We start from the raw sequence: 20,024 nt of genomic DNA, 5'->3' as shown, positions 1-20,024 counted from the left end.
GCGGATCACCGCCTCACGGCAGCTTGACGAAATCCGCGTCGATCGTGGTCTCGACCTTGCCGCTCACCGTCCGGGTGTAGTGCAGCGACAGCTTGCCGGGCGCAGTCAGGGTGCGGCGGTAGGCCTGGACCTCGGTCTGACCGCCGGACTTCGCCGTCAGCTCGGTGGTCAGCACCGATCCCTCCAGCCGCGCCTTGGCCTGGGCGCCGCTGTCCAGCTTGGCCGACCAGACATTCGGCGACTTGCCGGGCGCGAAGATTGCGGTGTTCTCGCGCATCTTGAGCTGGTCGTCATTGTCCGCGCCGTCGCGCGGTCCCTCGGCGCTGCGCCAGCGCAGGAACAGGCCGCCATCCGCCGAGGCGTCGATCACCAGCGCCGCGGCGCGGCGGGTATCGCTCTCGCCCTGGCTGGCGCCGACCCAGGAGCCGCGGAACGCCTCGATCCCGGTGACTGCTGCCGCCGGCGCCGCGGCCGGAGCAGCCACCGCAACGGGCGGCTTCGTCTCGCCGGATGCCGGAACGCAGGCGCCCAGCGCCGTGATCGCAGCCACCCCCAGGATGGCGTGCCGCAGCCTCATCGTGTCCCCCTTCCCGTCCCCACAGGATCGATTCGGCGGCCATCATCGCCGATGCGCCGCGCCTGCCGCACGGGAAATCGGCCCCGCACACAGGAAAACGGCCGTCCTGAGGATCGGACGGCCGTTTATTCAGAAACTGCGGAGAGGATCAGGCGCGGATCACGTTCGTGGCCGGCGTGTCGAGGCCGAGCGCGGCGGCGGCAGTGGCGACGATGTCCTGCGCCGACAGCGCCGCCTCGGCATATTGCAGCTCCGGCTTCTCATGGTCCTGGAACCGGTCCGGCAGCGTCATCGGCCGCATCTTCAGCCCGTGGTCCAGCAGGCCGGCGCGGGCCAGGTGGTGCAGGACGATGCTGCCGAAGCCGCCTTCTGCCCCCTCCTCCACCGTGATCAGCACGGCGTGGTGGCGGGCCAACTGGCCGACCAGATCGGTGTCGAGCGGCTTGGCGAAACGGGCGTCGGCGACGGTGGTCGACAGGCCCATCCCGCCCAGCACCTCGGCCGCCGCCAGGCATTCCTGCAGCCGGGTGCCGTAGCTGAGCAGCGCGATGGTGGTGCCCTCGCGCAGCACACGGCCCTTGCCGAGCGCCAGCGGCTGGCCGCGGGCCGGCAGCTCGACGCCGACGCCGTCGCCGCGCGGGTAGCGGAAGGCCGAGGGCCGGTCGTCCAGCGCGGCGGCGGTCGCCACCATATGCACCAGCTCGGCCTCGTCGGCCGCGGCCATCAGCACCATGCCGGGCAGGCAGCCGAGATAGGGGATGTCGAAGGCGCCGGCATGGGTGGCGCCGTCGGCACCGACCAGCCCGGCGCGGTCGATTGCAAAGCGCACCGGCAGGTGCTGGATCGCCACGTCGTGCACCACCTGATCGTAGGCGCGCTGCAGGAAGGTCGAGTAGATCGCGCAGAACGGCTTGAAGCCTTCGGTCGCCATGCCCGCAGCGAAGGTCACCGCATGCTGCTCGGCGATGCCGACGTCGAAGGTGCGGTTCGGGAAGCGCTGGGCAAACTTGTCCAGGCCGGTGCCGGACGGCATGGCGGCGGTGACGGCGACGATGCGCTCATCCGCCTCGGCCTCCTGGATCAGCGCCTGGGCGAAGACGCCGGTGTAGCTCGGCGCATTGCTCTTCGGCTTGGCCTGGGCGCCGGTGATGACGTCGAAGCGGCTGACGCCGTGATACTTGTCCGGCGCCGCCTCGGCCGGGCCGTAGCCCTTGCCCTTCTGGGTGACGACATGGACCAGCACCGGGCCGTCATCGGCGTCGCGGACATTCTCGAGCACCGGCAGCAGGTGGTCGAGATTATGTCCGTCGATCGGGCCGACATAGTAGAAGCCCAGCTCCTCGAACATGGTGCCGCCGGTGACGAAGCCGCGGGCGTATTCCTCGGCCCGCTTGGCGGCGCGCGCCACCGGCTTCGGGAACACCGCGGTGACGTCGCGCATCAGGTGGCGCAGCGAGCGGTAGGAGCGCGAGGAGATCAGCCGCGACAGATAGGCGCTCATGGCGCCGACCGGCGGGGCGATCGACATGTCGTTGTCGTTGAGGATGACGACCAGGCGGCTCTTCAGCGCGCCGGCGTTGTTCATCGCCTCATAGGCCATACCGGCGCTCATCGCGCCGTCGCCGATCACGGCGACGACTCGGAAGTCCTCGCCCTTCAGGTCGCGCGCGACGGCCATGCCGAGGCCGGCTGAGATCGAGGTCGAGCTGTGCGCGGCGCCGAACGGGTCGTACTCGCTCTCCGACCGCTTGGTGAAGCCGGACAGGCCGCCGCCCTGGCGCAGGGTGCGGATGCGGTCGCGCCGACCGGTCAGGATCTTGTGCGGATAGGCTTGGTGGCCGACATCCCAGATCAGCTTGTCCCGAGGAGTGTCGAACACCCGGTGCAGGGCAACGGTGAGCTCGACCACACCGAGTCCGGCACCGAGATGACCGCCCGTGGTCGAGACCGCGTCGATGGTCTCGGCCCTGAGCTCGTCAGCAACCTGCTTCACGTCGGAAGCCGGCAGGAGTCGGAGGTCTTCGGGGGTGTGGATGGTGTCGAGCAACGGCGTGACTGGCTTCATTCAGCTTCGCTTTCGGCAGGATTGGTCCGGCGGTTCGAGCGGCTTCGGCATCGGTCTCTCTCCCACCGTGACGGCAGACCTTCGGCCGAAGCACCCATCATTTTCCTGCCCCGTAGTCGTTCCAGCACTATAGAGGAGCGGTGGCGCGATCAAGAAAATCCGGTGACAAGGGCATGACCGGATGCCGATTTGCCACACCCTGAAGCCGCTGCGCCACGTCTTGGTCCGGACTGCGGCGGAGCCGGCCCGGACGGGCCGCGAGCCGTCATTGACAAGCCTGCTCCGTCCCCTTAGAACCCCGGACCGAGCGGCGCTGCCGCTCGACGGAGGGGTGGCCGAGCGGCTGAAGGCAACGGTTTGCTAAACCGTCCACGGGAGAAATCCCGTGCCCGGGTTCGAATCCCGGTCCCTCCGCCACCCTACGCCTAGCGGCTTCGGGTGGCAGGCCACGGCGGCATATCGCCGACTCCGACCAACAGCATGACGCCGCGTATGGGTTCGCGGTCCGGCGGCTTCCCCGCGTCAATGCGTGGCCGCCATCCGATTTCAGATCCGGTCCGCATCGGACCTTCGCCGCCGCGCCGTTGCGTAAACACCTAATCATCTAACCGGTTAGAAAGTTAGATTTCCCCCTCCATTCGGGGGGTGCCGTTGCTGGCCCCCGGTGATCGTATGGCGATCCCACCGCGGCGATGCCGCGGCCCGGGACGCGCCCACTCCCGATGCGCGCGCATCGGTCCCGCCACTCCCGCCGATCCGGTTCGGCGGGATGCTCCGGATCGCGGCGCACGCCGTTTGCGGACCGGGAGTGGGCGTCGACCTTTTGGCGATTGCAACGGAACGGATCTCACCCATGGCCACCTATACCGGCACCGAAGGCGCCGACACGCTCGCCGGCGACGGCGATCCCCTGAACGGCTTTCGCGACACCCTCTACGGCCTCGGCGGCAACGACACGCTCTATGGCGGCCTCGCCTCCGACATCGCGGTCGGCGGAGACGGCGCGGACCGGCTCGACGGCGGGTTCCAGGGCGACGTGCTGATGGGGGATGACGGCAACGACACCCTCCTCGGCGGCTCCGGCACCGATACCTTTGCCGGCGGCGCCGGCGCCGACTACATCCGGGCGGGCACCGGCGACGATATCGTCATGGTCGACGACCTGGCCGACGCCGCCGGCGACCAGATCGACGGGGGGCTCGGCTTCGACATGCTGATGCTCGACTATTCCGCCCAGGCGACGAGGGTGTCGTTCAGCGCGGTCGACCCGGCCGTCGGGCGCACGCTGCCCATCGGCGCCGTGGTGCTGGGCATCGAACGGTTCTACATCACCGGCACCGATCTCGCCGATGCGATGGCGGGCGGCCGCTGGACCGACATCTTCCTCGGCGGCGCCGGCCACGATGTGCTGGTGGGCAACGGCGGGTCCGACCAGTTGGACGGCGAAGACGGCAATGACATCCTCGAAGGTGGCGATGGCTTCGACGTGCTGATCGGCGGCGCCGGGGCCGATTCCGCGCGCGGCGGCAATGGCTGGGACTTCATCCAGGGCGATGCCGGGGCCGATTCCCTGGCCGGCCAAGCCGGCAACGACATGATCAGCGGCGGCGACGACGGCGACGTGATCGACGGCGGCGATCAGGACGACACCCTGTCCGGCGATGCCGGCGACGACCGGCTGATCGGTGGCAACGGCGCCGACAGCCTGAAGGGCGGGTTCGGCGCCGACCTGATCTATGCCGGGGCCGGCGACGACACCGCCACGGTGGCGATCGGCCAGGGTGCCGACCAGATCGACGGCGGCGCCGGCCTCGATCGGCTGGTCGTGACCGGCGTCACCGGCAATTTCATCGCCGACGCCTCCACGGTTCTCGGCCGTCTGTCCGACGGCACCCGCTTCGTCGGCTTCGAGGCTTATTCGATCACCGGCACCGCCGCCGCCAACGGGTTCCGCGGCCATGCCGGGAACGACGTTCTGAACGGGCTGGAGGGCAACGATACGCTCGGCGGCATGGATGGTGACGACGTGCTGGATGGCGGCAGCGGCGTCGATCTGCTGGACGGCGGCAATGGCGACGACCGGCTGATCGCCGGGGCCGGCGGCGCCGATACCATCCGCGCCGGCGCGGGCATCGACACGGTCGAGCTCGATCGCGGCGGCACCACCGCCGGGCTGACCTTCGCCTTCGCCGGCCGCACTGCCACCCTGTCCGACGGGTCGGTGATCACCGACGCCGAGATCTTCCGGATCACCACCGGCGCCGGCAACGACAGGCTCACGGCCGGGCCGGCGCTGCAGGTCAGCTTCACCGGCGGGGCGGGCAACGATACCCTCACCGGCGGAACCGGCGGCGACACATTGTCCGGCGGACTCGGCGACGACACCATCAGCGGCGGCGACGGCAACGACATCATCCGCGACGCCGGCGGCGTCAACAGCATCAACGCCGGGAACGGCGATGACGAGATCCATGTCGACGTGCAGGCGGCCAGCGCCAGCGGCAACAGCAGCGCCATCACCGCCGGCGCCGGGAACGACGAGATCTATCTCGGCGTCAACCCCGGCATCATCGCGACCTTCCGGGCGGATGGCGGCACCGGCACTGACTACGCCTGGATCGACCGCAACGACGGCACCGCGAACATGACCTTTACGCTCTCGGCCAACGCGGCGCTGGTCAATGGCGGCGTCACCCTGCTCAACATCGAGCGCGTGCACATCGAGACGGGCTCCGGCGCCGATCGGCTGACCGGCGGCGCGCTGGACGACGAGCTCAAGAGCTTCGGCGGCAACGATGTGCTGAGCGGTCTCGGCGGCAATGACACGCTCCAGGGCGGCGACGGGGCCGACACGCTCCAGGGCGGCGACGGCAACGACATGCTCTGGGCCCGCGATGCGACCAGCGACGCCTTCGCCGATACGCTCGACGGCGGTTCCGGCAACGACGCCCTGCACATCAACAAGGGCGACACCGCCACCGGCGGTGCCGGCACCGATCGCGTCTTCATCGATTTCTGGGAAGAGAATGCGGGCGTGACCTTCACCTTCTCCACCGGCACGGTGACCGTCGACGCCGGCACCCGCTTCAGCGGCATGGAGTCGCTGGAGTTCGAGGGCAGCCGCGGCAACGACACGGTCACCGCCGGGGCGCTGGACGATCGGCTGGAGGGCAATGCCGGAAACGACATTCTCCGCGCCGGCGCCGGCAACGACGTACTGTTCGACGGCGCCGGCGCCGATCAGATCGACGGCGGCACGGGTAATGACAGCTTCACCCGCGACTATGGAACGGGCCAGGGCGTCGACCGCTTCGCCGGCGGTGACGGCATCGATACCCTGTCCTTCCTGGGTGACATCAACCTGTCCGCCGTCGTCGACCTGGCCGACAGCAGCCGGAACAACGGGCTGGCCAAGGGGCTGGTCCTGTCGGGCTTCGAGATCGTCAACGGCACCGACAACGACGACGACCTGCGTGGCGCCGCGGCCGGGGAGTCGCTGTCCGGCGGCGGGGCCGACGACACGTTGGACGGCCGCGCCGGCGACGACACGCTCGAGGGCGGCTCCGGCGGCGACCTGCTGACCGGCGGCGCCGGCCGCGACCGCTTCGTCTTCGCCGACGATGCCACCGCCTCGGGCGACCAGATCACCGACTTCGCCCGCGGCACCGACCTGATCGTGATCGACCGGGCCGGCTTTGGGCTGGACGCGGGCTACCGCCTGTCCCTGGTCAGCGGCGCCGATCCGCAGGCCACCGGCACCGGTCCGCAGTTCCTGTTCGAGACCGACACCGGCCGGCTCTGGTTCGATGCCGACGGCGCCGGCACGGATCAGGAGGCAGGGCTGGTCGTCACCCTGACCGGCGTGACCGCGCTGGCACTGTCGGATTTCCTGCTGGTGTAGCCCGTATCCGGGCTGCCCCCGGCATGGCAGTGCGGCAACACCGCAAGCTCCGCAGACATCTCGGCGCAATCAGGCCCGTCGCCGCTGGACAGCGGCGGCGGGACTCGTTAGGGAATGGGCCGGCGCCGGATTAGCTCAGTCGGTAGAGCAGCGGTTTTGTAAACCGAAGGTCGCGGGTTCGACCCCTGCATCCGGCACCATTCAACGTGTTGATTGCGCACGCATTTTCGCACTGACACTGCGCAGTGCGTGCAAGCACATGCGTTCGGGGTCACGCGTGGGGTCACAGAACTGCATGTCTGCGCCGTTCTCTGCGCATGCCTGTGATTCGTCGAGCACCGCACGCCGATCCCGCGCGCAGCGCGACATGAGCCGACCATCGCACGCACTGCACAGCACAGCACCGCAAGGCGTGTCGTCACGTGCCTTGCTGTGTCCATGCCGCGCCGAGTCGCACCGAGCGCGCCGATGGGACCCATTGCAACGCGCTGCAGGTGTGGAATGCACCACCCCCACCCCCGGAAACAGACGGGCGGGCTGCGGGCGGGCGTCTCCCACGCGTAAATTTCCCCGAATTGGCACTCTGTGCTCGTACAACGTCAGCACGGACGCATGCACTGCACGTGCAGAGCGTCAGCAGCAGGCGGCCGGGTGCGTGTCTGTCTGTGTGTTTATGCCGCGCCGAAGGGCTTGCGTACGGATCGCGCATAACCGAACGTGCACTGTCAGCGCTCCGTCACATTCTGGACGCGCGGACTGAGTTTGCCTCGGATCGAGGGAGGATGAATTGCCGATTTATGATGTGTATTCCAAGAGAGCGAAACGTGCGGCAGGTGATTTCGGCGATGTGTTTCAGTACGAAACGATGCCGCAAGCACTCCGCGTACAGATACAGATGATATTCAAGGATGCACTCGGCCCGACAGTTGATTCATACAACGGCGTACCAGGCAAGTCTTGGAGTACAATACGAACCATCGTCTGTCGTGAGCACGGAATACACACACTTAATCAAAAAACAGATCCAGCGGATGATATTTTAAGTTGCCTGGAAAGTAAAAAGGAAATCATGTTGGTGCTCGATGTATTGGAGACCGGATTTTGGGCAATTGAGGCATTCTTCGCAAAATTTGATGCAACAGATCGCCAACGAAATGATATCAAGCAATCTGCGCGCGATGCGATAAGCGAAGCCAATCAGCGAATGCGAGAGGTCGCATTCGGGTTTCAGTACGAGTCCGGAAAGTTAATACGGGTTGACAGTCAATTCATTCATGCAGAGATCGTGAAACCTGCATTGAAATTGCTGTCTGACAAAAGATTTGAAGGAGCCGAAAAGGAATATCTCAACGCGCACGGACATTACCGGCATCTTGAATTCAAAGACGCGATCGTCGATGCAAACAACGCGTTTGAGAGCACTCTGAAGACAATTTGCGAACTGCGAAACTGGGAATTCAAGAGAGGGGCCAGAGCATCGGATCTTCTCAAGGTTGTTCGGAAGAATGGGCTCATGCCTGATTATCTGGACAATTCATTTGATCAACTTTACGCGACTCTTGTGAACGGACTTCCAGAAGTCCGGAACAACGAAGGCGGACACGGCGACGGATCGACACCCAAGCAGGTGCCGCAGCACGTCGCCGCGTACGCGCTTCATCTGGCAGCAACCAACATCGTTTTCATGGTCGAGGCGTTCCGCGCGCTGCCGCCGTCTTCGTGACGGACACCGGCACAAGCCGTGCATCGCTGCCGTAAAGCTGCATCGCGAGACGGTTCCGTGCCGCGACGGCATCCGCCACGTTGTTGAACCACCCGCCGTGGTACTGCCGTCCGTCGAACGTCACGCGTGCACGGTACCGCAGCCGTGTTCGGTCGAATGAAATGCCGTTCGGCAGCGCCTTGTAAGTGCTGTCTCTGCGTCGGTGCTGCCCGATCGCACGCCGTGGTGCATCAGACGGGTACAGAGCGTCCGTCATCACGTCACCGCCGCTTCGCCCGCACGTGCTCGGCAACCTGTGCCAGGAAACCGGCATTGCCGAGCAAGCCCGCGCGTTGCAGTGACGCCATGACGTTGAGCTTCGGATGCGCATCGGCAAGCGCGTTGAGGTAATCGACCACAAGGTCATCGTCTTCCTCCGACAGACTGCCGAACGCTGCACGCATCTGCACTTCCGTTGCCGGCTTGTCGCTGCGGAAGTGCTGCAACAGCGCGCCTGCCTGCTCTGGTTCGACACCTTCGGCCTGGAACATGCCCGCGATGGCGACAGCTTCATCAGCCGTGCTGCGTCCCGCGTGCTCGCGCAGTCCGTACGGAGCAAGCATCGCCTCACGCTCTGCGATCTGGCCCGCGCGGTTGCCGTCTGCACTGCCGTCGCTGATTTCGTCACGCACTGCGGTGCCGCCGTGGATGACGGTGGGCGTGCTTCCATGTCGCGCCTGCGGCGCTGGCACGACATCGCCCGCGCCCCACTGCTGCCGAGCGATGTTCTGCAGTTCTGCCACCTGCGTGTGCGACAGCATGCGGCCGTCCACAGCGTTCGCCTTGCTGATGCGTGCAAGCGCCACGTCGTAAGTCTCGACGGCTGCGGCGCTGGTGTTGTTGATGTCATCCATGGAATCTCTCCCTGATACGCTCCACTCTCGCCTTGATCTCTGCGCGCCGGAGCACGTATTGCACGCGCTTCTGTAAGCAGAAGTCATCCGATTTTTCCGCCTCGATCATCCGGCGCATCATTGCCTTGATCCGCCGCAACCGGGTTTGGATTGAAGGTGTTCGCTTTGCCATGTTACCACCTCAGTTGACTGCTTCACTCGGCCGAAGCCAGAACTGCTGTCCGTTCTCGCGCTCGACACGTCGCTCCATGCGCCGCATTGCTCCAGGGTTCAGCATCTCTTGCAGATGCCAAAGCAGCAGGTAATCGAGTGCTGCACGCGTGTAGAACAGGTTCGCACCGGGTGCGTTGTTCGTGACGAACCGCACAGCAGATGCGCCCGTGCCTTCGTCCACGTCACCATCGCGTAACTTGGACAGCAGCCGCACGAAGTCACTTGCTGTGCTGACAGTCGGCCCGCCGAGTGTTTCGAGCGGCCCCTGTCCGAACCGGTTGTACTGGCCGAACAGGAAATCACCCATGATGCCGGCACCGCCGCCTTGCACGAATGCTGCACCCCACGTTTTCGGGTCGGCTGTGTCGCGCGGTTCCCTGCCCTTCGCCAGATCCTTCGCAACCATGCTCGCGTAACCGAGCACCGTGGTTGTCGCGATCATGAATGCGATGCCGAAACCGTCGATGCCGTCGCGCTTCAACTCTCGGCCCCAATGCCGGCGCAGATACGTCATCGGGTACTGTTTGAACTGCATGAAAAAGCGCGCGCCCTCACCGGCCAGCGTGCCCGGCGCGCCAAACTGCGTCGTCCATGCACGTTCACGCGCGCCCGGCATCGTCATCGCCTCGCGCGCCTGATCGACGAAGTACGTTTGCAGCCGGCCGCGCATCTCCGCGTCGGCGATGCCCTCGCCGGTCAAGAATGCCTGGCCGTCCACGGTGCGCACACCGCTCGCACGGATCGCGTCCCACTGCGCAGCGTCGATGCCGTACCGCTGCAAGTTCACCTGCAACAGCCGTGGCAGCGAGTCGAACGCATCACCGGCACGCCGAGCGAGGTTTCGCGACAGCATCAGCCCGACGCCTGTGGACATGCTGTCTTGCCAGAACTCGGCAAGGTTCACCTTCATCAGCTTGCCGAGCATCGACGCCGCTGCACCGGGCGGGCCATCTGCTGCACTGATGCGCGATGCGATGTTGCCGAGCACGCCGTCGATGCCAACGCCGAGCGTGTCCGCGATCTCGCGCAGTTCGCCCTTCCCGCGTCCGCGCGCAAGCGATGTCACGCTGTCTGCGATGCCTTCGAGCAAGCCGACGCCGTTGTGACGCAGCACCGATGCACGCACGGCGATGTCCGGCAGTGCGGAGAGCGTCATGCCGCCGAGCCTCGACAGGCTTTGCAGGTTGCGCACGCCCTGCGCCCAATGTGCGAACGTCGGATTGCCCGGCACGTTCGCCTTGCCTGACACTGCGTCGAACACGTCGGCCAGCGTCGGTGACATGCCCGCTGTCTTCGTCTGCTCCAGCAGCCGCGCCGCTTCTGTCAGATCACCGGATGCCTTCGCGCGCTCGATCTCTGCGCGGATCACGGCATCGAACGTCGCCTGCGGGTTCGGACCGAACCGTTCCATCAACGCCACGTCACGCGCTGCTGTCTGGATGTTGCCGAACGCGCCCTCGAACGTGCCGCCCTGGCCGAACTGTTCCTGATACGCAAAGCCGTGCGTCGCATCTTTCGCGATCAGCACGCGCCGAGTGGACAGACGCGCGGCCATGCTGCGGGCATCCATCGCGGCATCCCAGCCAACAACGATGTCCTGGAACACGTCGTGCAGGATGTCGTCGACACGCGCCGCATCTGCATCCGGGAACGACTTCGCCATGTCGAAGTGCTCACGGATCGCCTGTTTCCACACTGCCTCACCAGCTTTGCGGATCTTCACCACGTCGTGAGACTGGTATCCGCTGTATCCGTCGATGCGGCCGATGAATGCACCCGCATCGTTGCGCGCGAGACGGGTTGCCTTGTCCCACTTCGCAAGGATGCTCCCAACAGCCCATGCATTCTTGTCACCGGTTGCCTGATCGACCTTGCTGCCGTTCGTAATGGCACGCTCGATTGCAACCTTCCGCTCGAACGCGACATCCCGGCCGAAGTCGAGCAAGCCATTGCGCAACCGTGCCTCGACACCGGCCGCACGCAGATCGTGCATCAGCCCGCCGATCCACGTCGCTTCGAGCGCATGCTTGCGCGCGTCAATGCTGTCACCAGCACCACGGGTGCCACCGACAGAGCCGGACAGGATCGTGTCGAGTTCGTCCGTCGCCTTCCGCCCGCTGTCCGCGATGCGCTGTTGCACGCCCTTGCGCTTCTGCACCTGCAAGATCGCGTGCCGCTTGCGCATCTTCGCCGCGAGCGTGTCGCGTTCGTTCAGCACGCGCGCAGCTTGGCCGAGCCGTGTCGTGCGCGAGCCGGCAGGATCACCGTTTGCCGCAGCACGTTCGATGTCATCGACGATGCTGGACACCTCGTCTGCCGACAGCTTGCCGGCCAGCGCCTCGACAACGGCGTTGATGCACCCTTGGAATTTGTTCGCTGCCATCACGCCGCTCCTGCCATGCACAGCGCTGCCTTGCCGCGCGCATCCGCAACGGTGTCAGTGCGTGCGATGTCTTCATCTGCTGTGCGGATTTCCGCTTCGTCCGCCGCGTCGATCACGCCGCGAGCGCGCATGTCGTCCAAGACAGCGCTGTCCTGTGCCAACAGCGCGTCGAGCTCGCTCACGTCCGCCGTCGCAGTGCCGATTGCCTGCTCCGGTGCACGGGCGCGCGGCTCCGGCACCGCATCCACGCGTGCATCTGCCGCCACCGATGCCGCAGCGTCCGCCGGATCGCTCCACCGCGTCGCCTGAGCACGGGCCCATGCGCCGATGAACGCCGGATCGCTTACATCCGCAGCGCTGGCCGTCATCACCGACACGCCTGCTGCAGTTGGCACCGCGTCACCGCTGCTCACAGTCGGCACGTCACGGCCGATGAACTGCGACAGGCGTTCCGGACGCTCACCCTTCGGCAGCACGCGCACATTCCAACGCTCGCCGCCGTCCGGTGTCGCCGTGCGCGTGATCGACAGCACGCGGTTGTCAGGCTCGCGCGTTACGGCCCATTCCGTGCGCGTCTCTGTCGAGCGAACAGGCGTCATCGTGGACGACACCGGACCGATCTTCTGCAAGTCATCCGGCAGCACCGCAACGCCAACATCACCGACGCGGCCCCACGTGATCTCAATCGGCCGTCCGTCTGGTCCCCGTCCGCCGACAGCGCCGACTTTCATCGCGTTGCGCTCGATCACCGGTTGTCCGCTCGGCCGCACCTGTGTCGATCGCGCGACGACATCCGCAGCACGTGCGGCGATGTCGTTCACCTCGCGTGATGCCGGCCGCAGCAGGTCCGTCGAATACGACAATGCGCGAGCGACAACCGGGCCGATGTCCACGGGCCGGCCTTCCATCACCTGTGACACCGCAGTGCGCAACGCCATGTCGCGCACCTCGATCGGCGCCGCTTCCATCGCCTGCGACAGCACCGGCATCGGCTCGCCAGTCGTGCGCATCCGTGCGTATCGCTCGATCCCGGCATGCAGACCGGCACCGGCAAGCGGTGTCAGCGCGCCGAACACGCCGCCAAAGGCGATGTCCATCAACGCATCCGCTGCGCCGTACTGCCGCCCTTCGCCCGGTGCGATTGCAGCAGTGATCGGTACCGCCAACGCAGTGCCGGCCGCGCCCTCCGCTGCACTGACAGCCATGCGGCCGGCCAGTGTCGAGCGCGCTGCGAAACCGGCACGTGCGAGCGCAGCACCGGGCAGCACACCAGCGGCGAGACTGACAGGATCAGCAGCAGCACCGACAAGCCCGGCTGCAAAGCGCGGGACGAAACCGATGCCCGCACGCTCTTGCATCGCCGCCCGCTGCTGCTGCTCCGCATGCAGTTGCGCCATCTCGCGCGCGGTGCCTTCCTGCATCGGGCCGTCGAATTTCAGACCGGATGCACCGAACCGCGCGTTGAGTTCGTCAGCAGACAGCACAGGCGATGGGTTCGTGCGCTCTTCGTATCCGCGCCCTGCCTCGCGCAGCAGTGTCGGCCCCGGTGCGCTCGCCAGACCTTCCGATGCGGCGGCGCCCATGCCCTGCCACCACGTGACCGGTGCATCTGCTGTCGTCGCTTCACCGGATGCGAGCGGTGAAGTCGGTTGCCATGTCAGCGCGACCATCACTCACCGTCCTGCAGCTTACGCCGCTGTTCTTGCCGCCTGCGTTCGTTCTCTTGCAGCACGTCGGCCGGCACGCCCGTGTTCTCTGGCGTCGGCACGAACTGTGTCGCTGCATCTGCACGCGGCGTGGCGACGGTCGGCGGCACTGCACGGCCTGGCACATGCACCGTCGTGTCCGGCTGCGCGGTGCGGATCGTGTCGAACGACAGAGCAACGGGCGTGCCGTCGCGTTTGAAGATGAACGAACCGTTCGGGTCCACCAGCACAAGACCGCTGCCGTCCGATGCCTGCACGAATGTCCCGGCCAGGAACCTGTTCCACGTCGCGGAGGCTCGCGCGTCGTCGCTCTCACCGGGCACAGACGGTGCGAGCAACTGCAAGTCGTTCAGCGTCAACGCTTCCCTGCGCAGCGCGTCGATGTCCGTCGCAGGTGCGCGAAGACCACGCCCCTTCATGCGCTCGCCGAGTTCCTGCGCACGCTCGCCGAGTCCCTTCGGCACCAGCGCGAGCATCGAACCGGGTTCGTCGACGACATCGTTGTCAGCGGTCAACATCTCGACAGCGCGTTTCGACGCTGCTGCGGTGTCGCCGCTGTAAAGCTGATACGACATCAGCTTGGCCGCATCCATCAGCGAGGCGACGGTGGACTGCGGTGCACCGCTCGCGTTCAGCACGCGCCGAACCGGCTCCATGTCAGCGTCAACGCGCGCGTCGAGACCGTCCGCGCCGTTCGCAGCCTCACCCACCGACTTCCGCCCGCTGCCCTTGTCCTCTTCCTCCGCAGCAAGCGCCTTCGCCAACACGGTCTGTGCGACAGGATCACCGCCGAGTGACGCAAGCACGGTGTTCAGCGGCGACAGCGCATGCTCGCCTGTCGTCAGATCGCGCAGCACCGCCGCCCCGCTCGGCGTGTTCAGCGAACGGAAGAACTCCGCACGCGCTCGCGGCGCCGTGCCCTGCACCTGCTGGACCAACTGCGCCCGGATGCGATCGGGCAACGCATGCGCAGCACTGCCGGCGATGCCGATCTGTGCTTGCGTCGCCAACGTCAGACCGGCAGCAGCGTCGAGTGCAGCCGGATCGTTCACGTCCACGCCCGCCCATGCCTGCCGCACCGCCGGGAACGTGTTCTGCACGAAGCCGGCCGGATCTTGCGCGCGTGCCTCTGCAATGCGGTTCGCAGCAGCGGATGCATCGGACCAGCCCTTCAATCGCACCGCGTAATCCGATGCGTTCGGATCGGTCGGACGCATTCCGGCCACCGTCTCCGCGATCTGTGCCGCCGGCATCGTGCGCAGCGTCGCCGTGGCCATACCGATGTCGCGCTTCGCGTCGTATTCGCTGAACGCCTGCGGTCCCTGCACGGGGCCGAGCGCGTCGATGAAGTCACCGCGTGTCAGCGGGTTCTGCACCGTGTCGCCGATGTCGAACGCCGCTTCGTGGTTCTCGACAACCGGCACCAGCGCTGCACGACGCTGCGCCTGCTGCTGCTTCACTTCCGTTTCGGCCTTGCTGCGCAGTGCAAGCAACTGGTCAGGCGACAGATCTTTGATCAGCGCCGGATCGATTGGTGCACCGCCGCCGAACGCCGCAGCGATGCTGTCAGCGTTCCTGCGCGACTGCTCCCACGTGACGGAACCGCGCGGATTGCCTTCGGACCATCCTTCGTTCCGTTCGAACCCGGCCGCAGCATCCACGGCTTCATCCAACGTCTTCGCGTTGCGCAGCCGCTCCGCCCATTTGCTCTCGCTGGTCTGCAACTCGCTGACAAGATGCTCCAACTGCACGCCAATCGTCTGCGAGTTGCCGCGTGCTTGCAGCGTCGTCTTGCGGTCGCCGAGCCATTGCGCGATGCCGGTTGCGCCGGATACCGGATTGACAGCGGACGGGTCGAACCCTGGCGCCTCGGTGGAGAGTGCCGACATCAATCCGGCCGTGCCGACCGGGCCGAGCACCGGCAACAGCCGATCCCAAATCACACGCGCGTTGGCATTGCTGCGGAACGCGTCGGCATCTGGTGCAACACCGAGGCGACGTGCAGCAGTCGCCGGGTCATGCTGGAGTTGTCCAGACAACGAGTACCACGAGATGTCCTGATCGACGCCGGTCTGCATTTTCGCAAGCACACCCGGATCAGCAGCGCCGCTCGACGCGTATTGGTCGGTGATGATCTTCGCGCGCTTGCGTGCTTCATCGGCATCAATGCTGCCCTGCGCAACGCCTGCCATGACGTTGTCGTATGCCGTGCCAAGATCCGCAGCAGTGCGCGCCCTCTTGGCGCCAAACTCCCAATCGATTGCAGTCGTGCCGTACTTCTGACGAAGCTGCGGCACCATTCGATCAAGGTAATGACGCGTTCGGCCACCAAACCCAGACAGCCATTTCTCGGTGCGCTTGTCGTAACTGCCGAGATACCGCTCACCGAAGCCGTTCGGATTTGCAATTGCCGCCTGACTCTGCTGCTGCAGATCCGCAGCGTCGTCGATTTCCTTCTGATTGATCGCCTTCGCTGCTTCGGCGCGCGCGCTGTCGTCGTCGATCTGCTCGACCAAACGCCCCGCACCCTGCAGTGCACCGCCGACAGCAGCCATGCCGGCGCCGGCTGACGTATCCACCGGCACGCGCTGCGACTGCATCTCCCCGGAAGCGGCAGTCTGTTGTTCGTATGGGAGAAGGCGCACGGCCATGTCACTGCCCTCCCGCTGCAGCGCTGTCGCGCAACTGCTGCACAGCCTCTCGGTTGATGCCGAACCACCAGGTAAGCGACTGCTCGACCAGATCGACGAAGTTCCGTGCGCGTCCCGGCTTGATCGTCGGATCATCAACAGGCAGCGGGCGCATCGCCGCATTCGCGATCAAGTCATGCAAGTTCGCATGCGCACCGTCCGGAGCACGGCGGCCGAGCGTGCGCAGCATCTCGTTGCCATGTCGATTGAAGGCGTCGAGCACTTCCAGATTGGCACCGCGTGTGAACCCGACCGGCTCGGCGAGTTCCAGGAAGCGCGGGACCATCGCAAGCGCGGTGTGATACCGCTCTTCGTCCTTCACCCGCTGCGCCTCAGCAGCCGCAAATTCTGCGCGTTCCTGGGCACGGACGAGTGCAAGGCGCGTCTCGTCCAACGTCGCCACAGTGGCGAGCATCCGCCGTCGCGCTTCGATCAACTGCGGAGTGTTGTAATCGTACTTGTCGGCAGCAAGCAGATCATCCACCACCGCCACGTGAGCATCGAACGCTTCCTTCTGATCACGTTCGGCTTTTGACAGCGCCGCTTGCACCTGTTCGACAGTTGGAAACAACGGAACAACGTTGCTCTTCTCACTCGCCTTCGCCATCTGGTCTGTTCCTGTACTTTGGGGCCGGCCTCTGGGTTTTGATAATTGTCCCTCTGTCCGGCCCCATTGTCAAATCAATGGCCCATTTCTTCTGGTACCACTCGACCTTTTACTTCACGGTTGGCCAATCTTCTCTCGTTCACAACACGCGTTGCGAACGTTGCTCCGCTTACGCATCATCGCCCTTGTCGAGATACTTTTTGCGTTCTTCTTCCGACAGCGACGCCCACCACTCGTCGTACTGCTGTTTCAACAGCGCATCGATACGCTTGCGCCACTGATGTTCGAACGCCGCTGCGCGCTTCTCCATCCGCTCGCAGAAATCCGGATCGATCAACATCGACAACTTGCGCAGCCAGTGCTGCTGTTCTGGTCGCAACTCGCTTGCAACCTGCGGATTGACGTGCCATTTCAGCGCATCAGCGTGATCGTACGATCCATGTCGCCGCATGACATGCATCGGCACGTTGTGGTCGAGCAATCCACCGCGCAGCGCTTCGACCTTTTCTTTCTCCAGACGGAACACGCCTGCGTCTTTGTCGAACCGTTTCGGCAGATACTCCGCCCATAAGTCGTACTCGTACCGCGTGTCGGTCGATCTCTCGAACCAGCGCGAGCCGCGCAAGTCGAGCGTGAGTTGACGCAACATCGCCATGTCGGTTGCGGAGATTTCGTACTTCTGAGTGCTCATTGTCAGCATCCTCTGTTGGTCCGGTGGGTTTCCCTGTGTCCCTTCGATGTTGCCCAGGGAAACCGACAAGGAAACGGGGCAACACCTTGATTTACCTGCACTTCTCTCCTCTGTTTCCCTTGTTTCCATTTAAGAGTGAGAAAAAGGTGGGTGGATGGATCTGTAAGTAAAAAGTTGTTCCCTTTTGGGGGAAACGACACAAACACCGGCCCGCTCACGATGGCAGCAGCAGGGTACAAACCCGCCGGCTCGGCCCGGTCACAGGCGCCGGGGCGGGCCGGGCACCCCTGACGAAGTGCTGTGCCACGTCACCCGGAGGCACCGCCCGCCAGAACTCCGGCTGCCGCGCTGCCCACAGCTTCGGCGTCTGGTTCGACCCGGTGCTCTTGACGCGGATCACGCCAAGGTCGGCCGCGCCGATGTCTCGCAACCACTGGCCGACCTTGTGCAGAGAGACGGTGAGACCGGTCGCGCCCTTTAAGTGATCCGCGATGTCCGGAACACTCACGATATCGCGCGCGAACGGGTCCGCACCGGCTGCAAGTGCGGCGTCCAGGTGCTGTTGCCATGGTGGCCGGCTCGCCTGCTGCGACAACGCCTTGTCATCCGACATCGGCGCTGGTGCGTTGCGATCAAACTCGCGGATGTCCCGGTGCCGCAGGAAGTACAACAGAGCCTCGGCACCGCCATGGTCGAACCAGTGCCAGAGACCGTCGTAATACGCACGATCACGCGGCGCCGCTTTGGAGTGATGCACGAAGATGCGCCGGTCGCTCTGCTCGACAGGCATTGCGTCTTCGTGGTTCGAGAACAGCATGAAGTTCGCAAACTGCCTGATCTTGCGTACCGGCTGGTGCTTCTCGTTGATCTGCATTTCGTCAGTCGTGATCAACTCTTTCAGAACGCCGGTAATCTCTGACTGCCTCGGGACTTTCAATTCGTTAACCCAGACGAACAGCGCGTCTTTCAACCATCCGTTGAACGGTGACAGCAGTTGTCGCGTCTCAATCGCTTTCGCGTGATCAACACCAACGACCTTTGCAAACATCTCGGCGATGGTTGACTTTCCGACACCGTGTTTCTGCGACGTGATCAGCACGGCGCTGCGCACTTTCTTGCTCGGGTGCTGCACGACATGTGCCATGAAGTCGAGCACATATCGAATGGCGACTTCATCACCATCGAGGATGTACCGTGCGTGCTCGACGAACGGTGTTACGTCGTCTTCAACCGCGCGAACCGTCGTCGGCCGCCAGAGGTTGAAGTACCGGACGCCGCGTTCATCGAAGAACTCGTCTTCCCCTGGCATGAACGAGATGTCGTCAGCATCCCAGCCGCAATGCCTCGCGTACATCGTTGCGGAAACCAGATCGTCGCTGCCGGGTACTTTCAACTTCGTTCTGGCAAAGGCAAGATCCAGTGCACGCGGTTCGACGAATGTCCGCATGCTCTGATCCCAAAACGCAGCACTTCTGATGATGAAGATGTATCGTGTCTTCAGTTTTGATTGTACCGATGCCGCGCTTGTGGCATCATTTTTCTTGCTCATGGCGACGGATCTTTCTGCATTGGTTCTGACCCTTGCGCGTTGCTTCGATCTCTCGTCTTCTTTGTTGGTACGTCACGTCGTCTGGCACCTGACCCCGGCTTGGCCCCCCCCCCCCAAGCCGGGGCTTTCTTTTGGCCGGTCCCCTGCCCGGCCGCCCCTGCCCGGCCGTCAGGTCGCGTGCTGTGAGCCGGCGGCGGGCTTCCGGGGCCGGTTGTCGGCCCACTCCTTCACCTCGCGGCGGTACCAGCCCACCGCGCGCGGGCCGAGCTTCACCTGTCGCGGGAACCGGCCTTCCTCGATCCAGCGGTACAGGGTGCTGACTGGCATGCCGGTGATCCTGACCACCTCGTCGACGCGGATGATCTCTTCCATCTCTGATGACCTCTGAGAATTACTGCACACCAGAAGGATGGGCCGAGCGCTCTTGAAGATCAATTCGAGAAGCCATGCAATAAAAGCATTGTGTACATTGTCTGCATTTTCATGCGGTTTCTGCAGACACTGTCCGCAATTGGCTCGTGCCTGCCGCAGCAACCTCTCTCCGTCGATGGTTCCATTGCACAAGTGCGTGCGGATCTTCAAGCGGGCGGGTACAATTCAAGGCACCACGCAACACGCGAGACGGATCACGAACGATGGCTGATCACAAAACAGAACGCGCTTTCGCAGCAGCGATACGCAAGGCGGTAAACCGTGCGGTGTCTGCGAAGGACAAGCGTCGTCGTCTCGAAGCCATCGCTGACAAGTTGGTCGAACAAGCGATGGAAGGCGAAAGCAGCGCCATCCAAGAGATTGGCAACCGTCTCGACGGCAAGGCGCGTCAGCAGATCGAATTGCAGGTTGAGAACCGCATGACGATCGTGATCGGCAGCAACATCAACGGTGTTGAGACAGACGGGCCGTTCTGTCTTGTGAACGGTGCGGAAGCGGCAGCGATGCGCGGCGTTGAACAGCACGGCGAGACGGAGGAAGCACCAGCAGTGCTGCCACCGCCGGAACCGTACGCGGGGTGAACTGCTCGCAAAA

General features: G+C 64.8%; 13 protein-coding genes and 2 tRNA genes. 5 read left to right on the top strand and 10 right to left on the bottom strand.

Features of this window, described 5'->3' with window-relative positions:
• Nucleotides 1-13: 13 nt before the first annotated feature.
• Nucleotides 14-577, bottom strand: a complete 564-nt coding sequence (locus QFZ27_RS23500; protein WP_429228892.1) for a hypothetical protein — start codon at nt 575-577, stop codon at nt 14-16.
• A gap of 148 nt (nt 578-725) precedes the next feature.
• Nucleotides 726-2,642 (bottom strand): 1-deoxy-D-xylulose-5-phosphate synthase, encoded by a 1,917-nt coding sequence (dxs, locus tag QFZ27_RS23495; RefSeq protein WP_429228891.1) that lies wholly within the window; start codon nt 2,640-2,642, stop codon nt 726-728.
• 325 nt (nt 2,643-2,967) lie between these two features.
• Here dxs and QFZ27_RS23490 point away from each other — a divergent pair.
• The 4 genes from QFZ27_RS23490 (at nt 2,968) to QFZ27_RS23475 (ending at nt 8,266) form a co-directional block, all read left to right on the top strand.
• Nucleotides 2,968-3,059, top strand: a tRNA-Ser gene (locus QFZ27_RS23490).
• Nucleotides 3,060-3,495: 436 nt separating this feature from the next.
• On the top strand, nt 3,496-6,543 hold the full coding sequence (locus QFZ27_RS23485; protein ID WP_429228890.1) for a calcium-binding protein: 3,048 nt from the start codon (nt 3,496-3,498) through the stop codon (nt 6,541-6,543).
• A gap of 124 nt (nt 6,544-6,667) precedes the next feature.
• A tRNA-Thr gene (locus QFZ27_RS23480) sits at nt 6,668-6,743 on the top strand.
• 587 nt (nt 6,744-7,330) lie between these two features.
• Nucleotides 7,331-8,266 (top strand): abortive infection family protein, encoded by a 936-nt coding sequence (locus QFZ27_RS23475; RefSeq protein WP_429228889.1) that lies wholly within the window; start codon nt 7,331-7,333, stop codon nt 8,264-8,266.
• Nucleotides 8,267-8,526: 260 nt separating this feature from the next.
• On the opposite strand, the gene QFZ27_RS23470 is transcribed toward QFZ27_RS23475, so the two are convergent.
• The 8 genes from QFZ27_RS23470 to QFZ27_RS23435 all read right to left on the bottom strand — a co-directional run bounded on the left by QFZ27_RS23470 (nt 8,527) and on the right by QFZ27_RS23435 (nt 19,370).
• Entirely contained in the window at nt 8,527-9,159 is a 633-nt protein-coding gene (locus tag QFZ27_RS23470) for a hypothetical protein (RefSeq protein ID WP_429228888.1), read from the bottom strand.
• Between the two features lie 181 nt (nt 9,160-9,340).
• Nucleotides 9,341-11,755, bottom strand: a complete 2,415-nt coding sequence (locus QFZ27_RS23465) for a hypothetical protein (protein ID WP_429228887.1) — start codon at nt 11,753-11,755, stop codon at nt 9,341-9,343.
• Nucleotides 11,755-13,425, bottom strand: coding sequence for a hypothetical protein (locus QFZ27_RS23460; RefSeq protein ID WP_429228886.1), 1,671 nt, complete (start codon nt 13,423-13,425; stop codon nt 11,755-11,757). Before QFZ27_RS23460 ends, QFZ27_RS23465 begins: the two co-directional genes overlap by 1 nt.
• Complete coding sequence (locus QFZ27_RS23455) at nt 13,425-16,112, bottom strand: phage tail tip lysozyme (protein ID WP_429228885.1); 2,688 nt, start codon at nt 16,110-16,112, stop codon at nt 13,425-13,427. The genes QFZ27_RS23460 and QFZ27_RS23455 overlap by 1 nt, the downstream gene beginning before the upstream one ends.
• Before the next feature lies 1 nt (nt 16,113).
• Complete coding sequence (locus tag QFZ27_RS23450) at nt 16,114-16,758, bottom strand: hypothetical protein (RefSeq protein ID WP_429228884.1); 645 nt, start codon at nt 16,756-16,758, stop codon at nt 16,114-16,116.
• A gap of 169 nt (nt 16,759-16,927) precedes the next feature.
• On the bottom strand, nt 16,928-17,449 hold the full coding sequence (locus QFZ27_RS23445) for a hypothetical protein (RefSeq protein WP_429228883.1): 522 nt from the start codon (nt 17,447-17,449) through the stop codon (nt 16,928-16,930).
• A gap of 214 nt (nt 17,450-17,663) precedes the next feature.
• Nucleotides 17,664-18,998, bottom strand: a complete 1,335-nt coding sequence (locus QFZ27_RS23440) for a primase-helicase family protein (RefSeq protein ID WP_429228882.1) — start codon at nt 18,996-18,998, stop codon at nt 17,664-17,666.
• Between the two features lie 168 nt (nt 18,999-19,166).
• Entirely contained in the window at nt 19,167-19,370 is a 204-nt protein-coding gene (locus QFZ27_RS23435; RefSeq protein WP_429228881.1) for a helix-turn-helix transcriptional regulator, read from the bottom strand.
• A 263-nt stretch (nt 19,371-19,633) separates the two neighbouring features.
• Between QFZ27_RS23435 and QFZ27_RS23430 the strand changes: the two genes are divergently transcribed.
• Complete coding sequence (locus QFZ27_RS23430; protein WP_429228880.1) at nt 19,634-20,011, top strand: hypothetical protein; 378 nt, start codon at nt 19,634-19,636, stop codon at nt 20,009-20,011.
• The last annotated feature ends 13 nt before the right edge of the window (nt 20,012-20,024 follow it).

The organism is Inquilinus ginsengisoli (assembly GCF_050434925.1).
Taxonomy (GTDB): domain Bacteria; phylum Pseudomonadota; class Alphaproteobacteria; order DSM-16000; family Inquilinaceae; genus Inquilinus; species Inquilinus ginsengisoli_B.
The sequence above is the reverse complement of the archived record's forward strand: the minus strand, read 5'-3'. Positions and strand labels throughout refer to the sequence as shown.

What these genes read in the sequence shown, in the direction of transcription:
- QFZ27_RS23500 (WP_429228892.1), bottom strand. Translation starts at nt 577, where the DNA reads ATGAGGCTGCGGCACGCCATCCTGGGGGTGGCTGCGATCACGGCGCTG.
- dxs (WP_429228891.1), bottom strand. Translation starts at nt 2,642, where the DNA reads ATGAAGCCAGTCACGCCGTTGCTCGACACCATCCACACCCCCGAAGAC.
- QFZ27_RS23485 (WP_429228890.1), top strand. Translation starts at nt 3,496, where the DNA reads ATGGCCACCTATACCGGCACCGAAGGCGCCGACACGCTCGCCGGCGAC.
- QFZ27_RS23470 (WP_429228888.1), bottom strand. Translation starts at nt 9,159, where the DNA reads ATGGATGACATCAACAACACCAGCGCCGCAGCCGTCGAGACTTACGAC.
- QFZ27_RS23465 (WP_429228887.1), bottom strand. Translation starts at nt 11,755, where the DNA reads ATGGCAGCGAACAAATTCCAAGGGTGCATCAACGCCGTTGTCGAGGCG.
- QFZ27_RS23460 (WP_429228886.1), bottom strand. Translation starts at nt 13,425, where the DNA reads ATGGTCGCGCTGACATGGCAACCGACTTCACCGCTCGCATCCGGTGAA.
- QFZ27_RS23455 (WP_429228885.1), bottom strand. Translation starts at nt 16,112, where the DNA reads ATGGCCGTGCGCCTTCTCCCATACGAACAACAGACTGCCGCTTCCGGG.
- QFZ27_RS23450 (WP_429228884.1), bottom strand. Translation starts at nt 16,758, where the DNA reads ATGGCGAAGGCGAGTGAGAAGAGCAACGTTGTTCCGTTGTTTCCAACT.
- QFZ27_RS23445 (WP_429228883.1), bottom strand. Translation starts at nt 17,449, where the DNA reads ATGAGCACTCAGAAGTACGAAATCTCCGCAACCGACATGGCGATGTTG.
- QFZ27_RS23440 (WP_429228882.1), bottom strand. Translation starts at nt 18,998, where the DNA reads ATGAGCAAGAAAAATGATGCCACAAGCGCGGCATCGGTACAATCAAAA.
- QFZ27_RS23435 (WP_429228881.1), bottom strand. Translation starts at nt 19,370, where the DNA reads ATGGAAGAGATCATCCGCGTCGACGAGGTGGTCAGGATCACCGGCATG.
- QFZ27_RS23430 (WP_429228880.1), top strand. Translation starts at nt 19,634, where the DNA reads ATGGCTGATCACAAAACAGAACGCGCTTTCGCAGCAGCGATACGCAAG.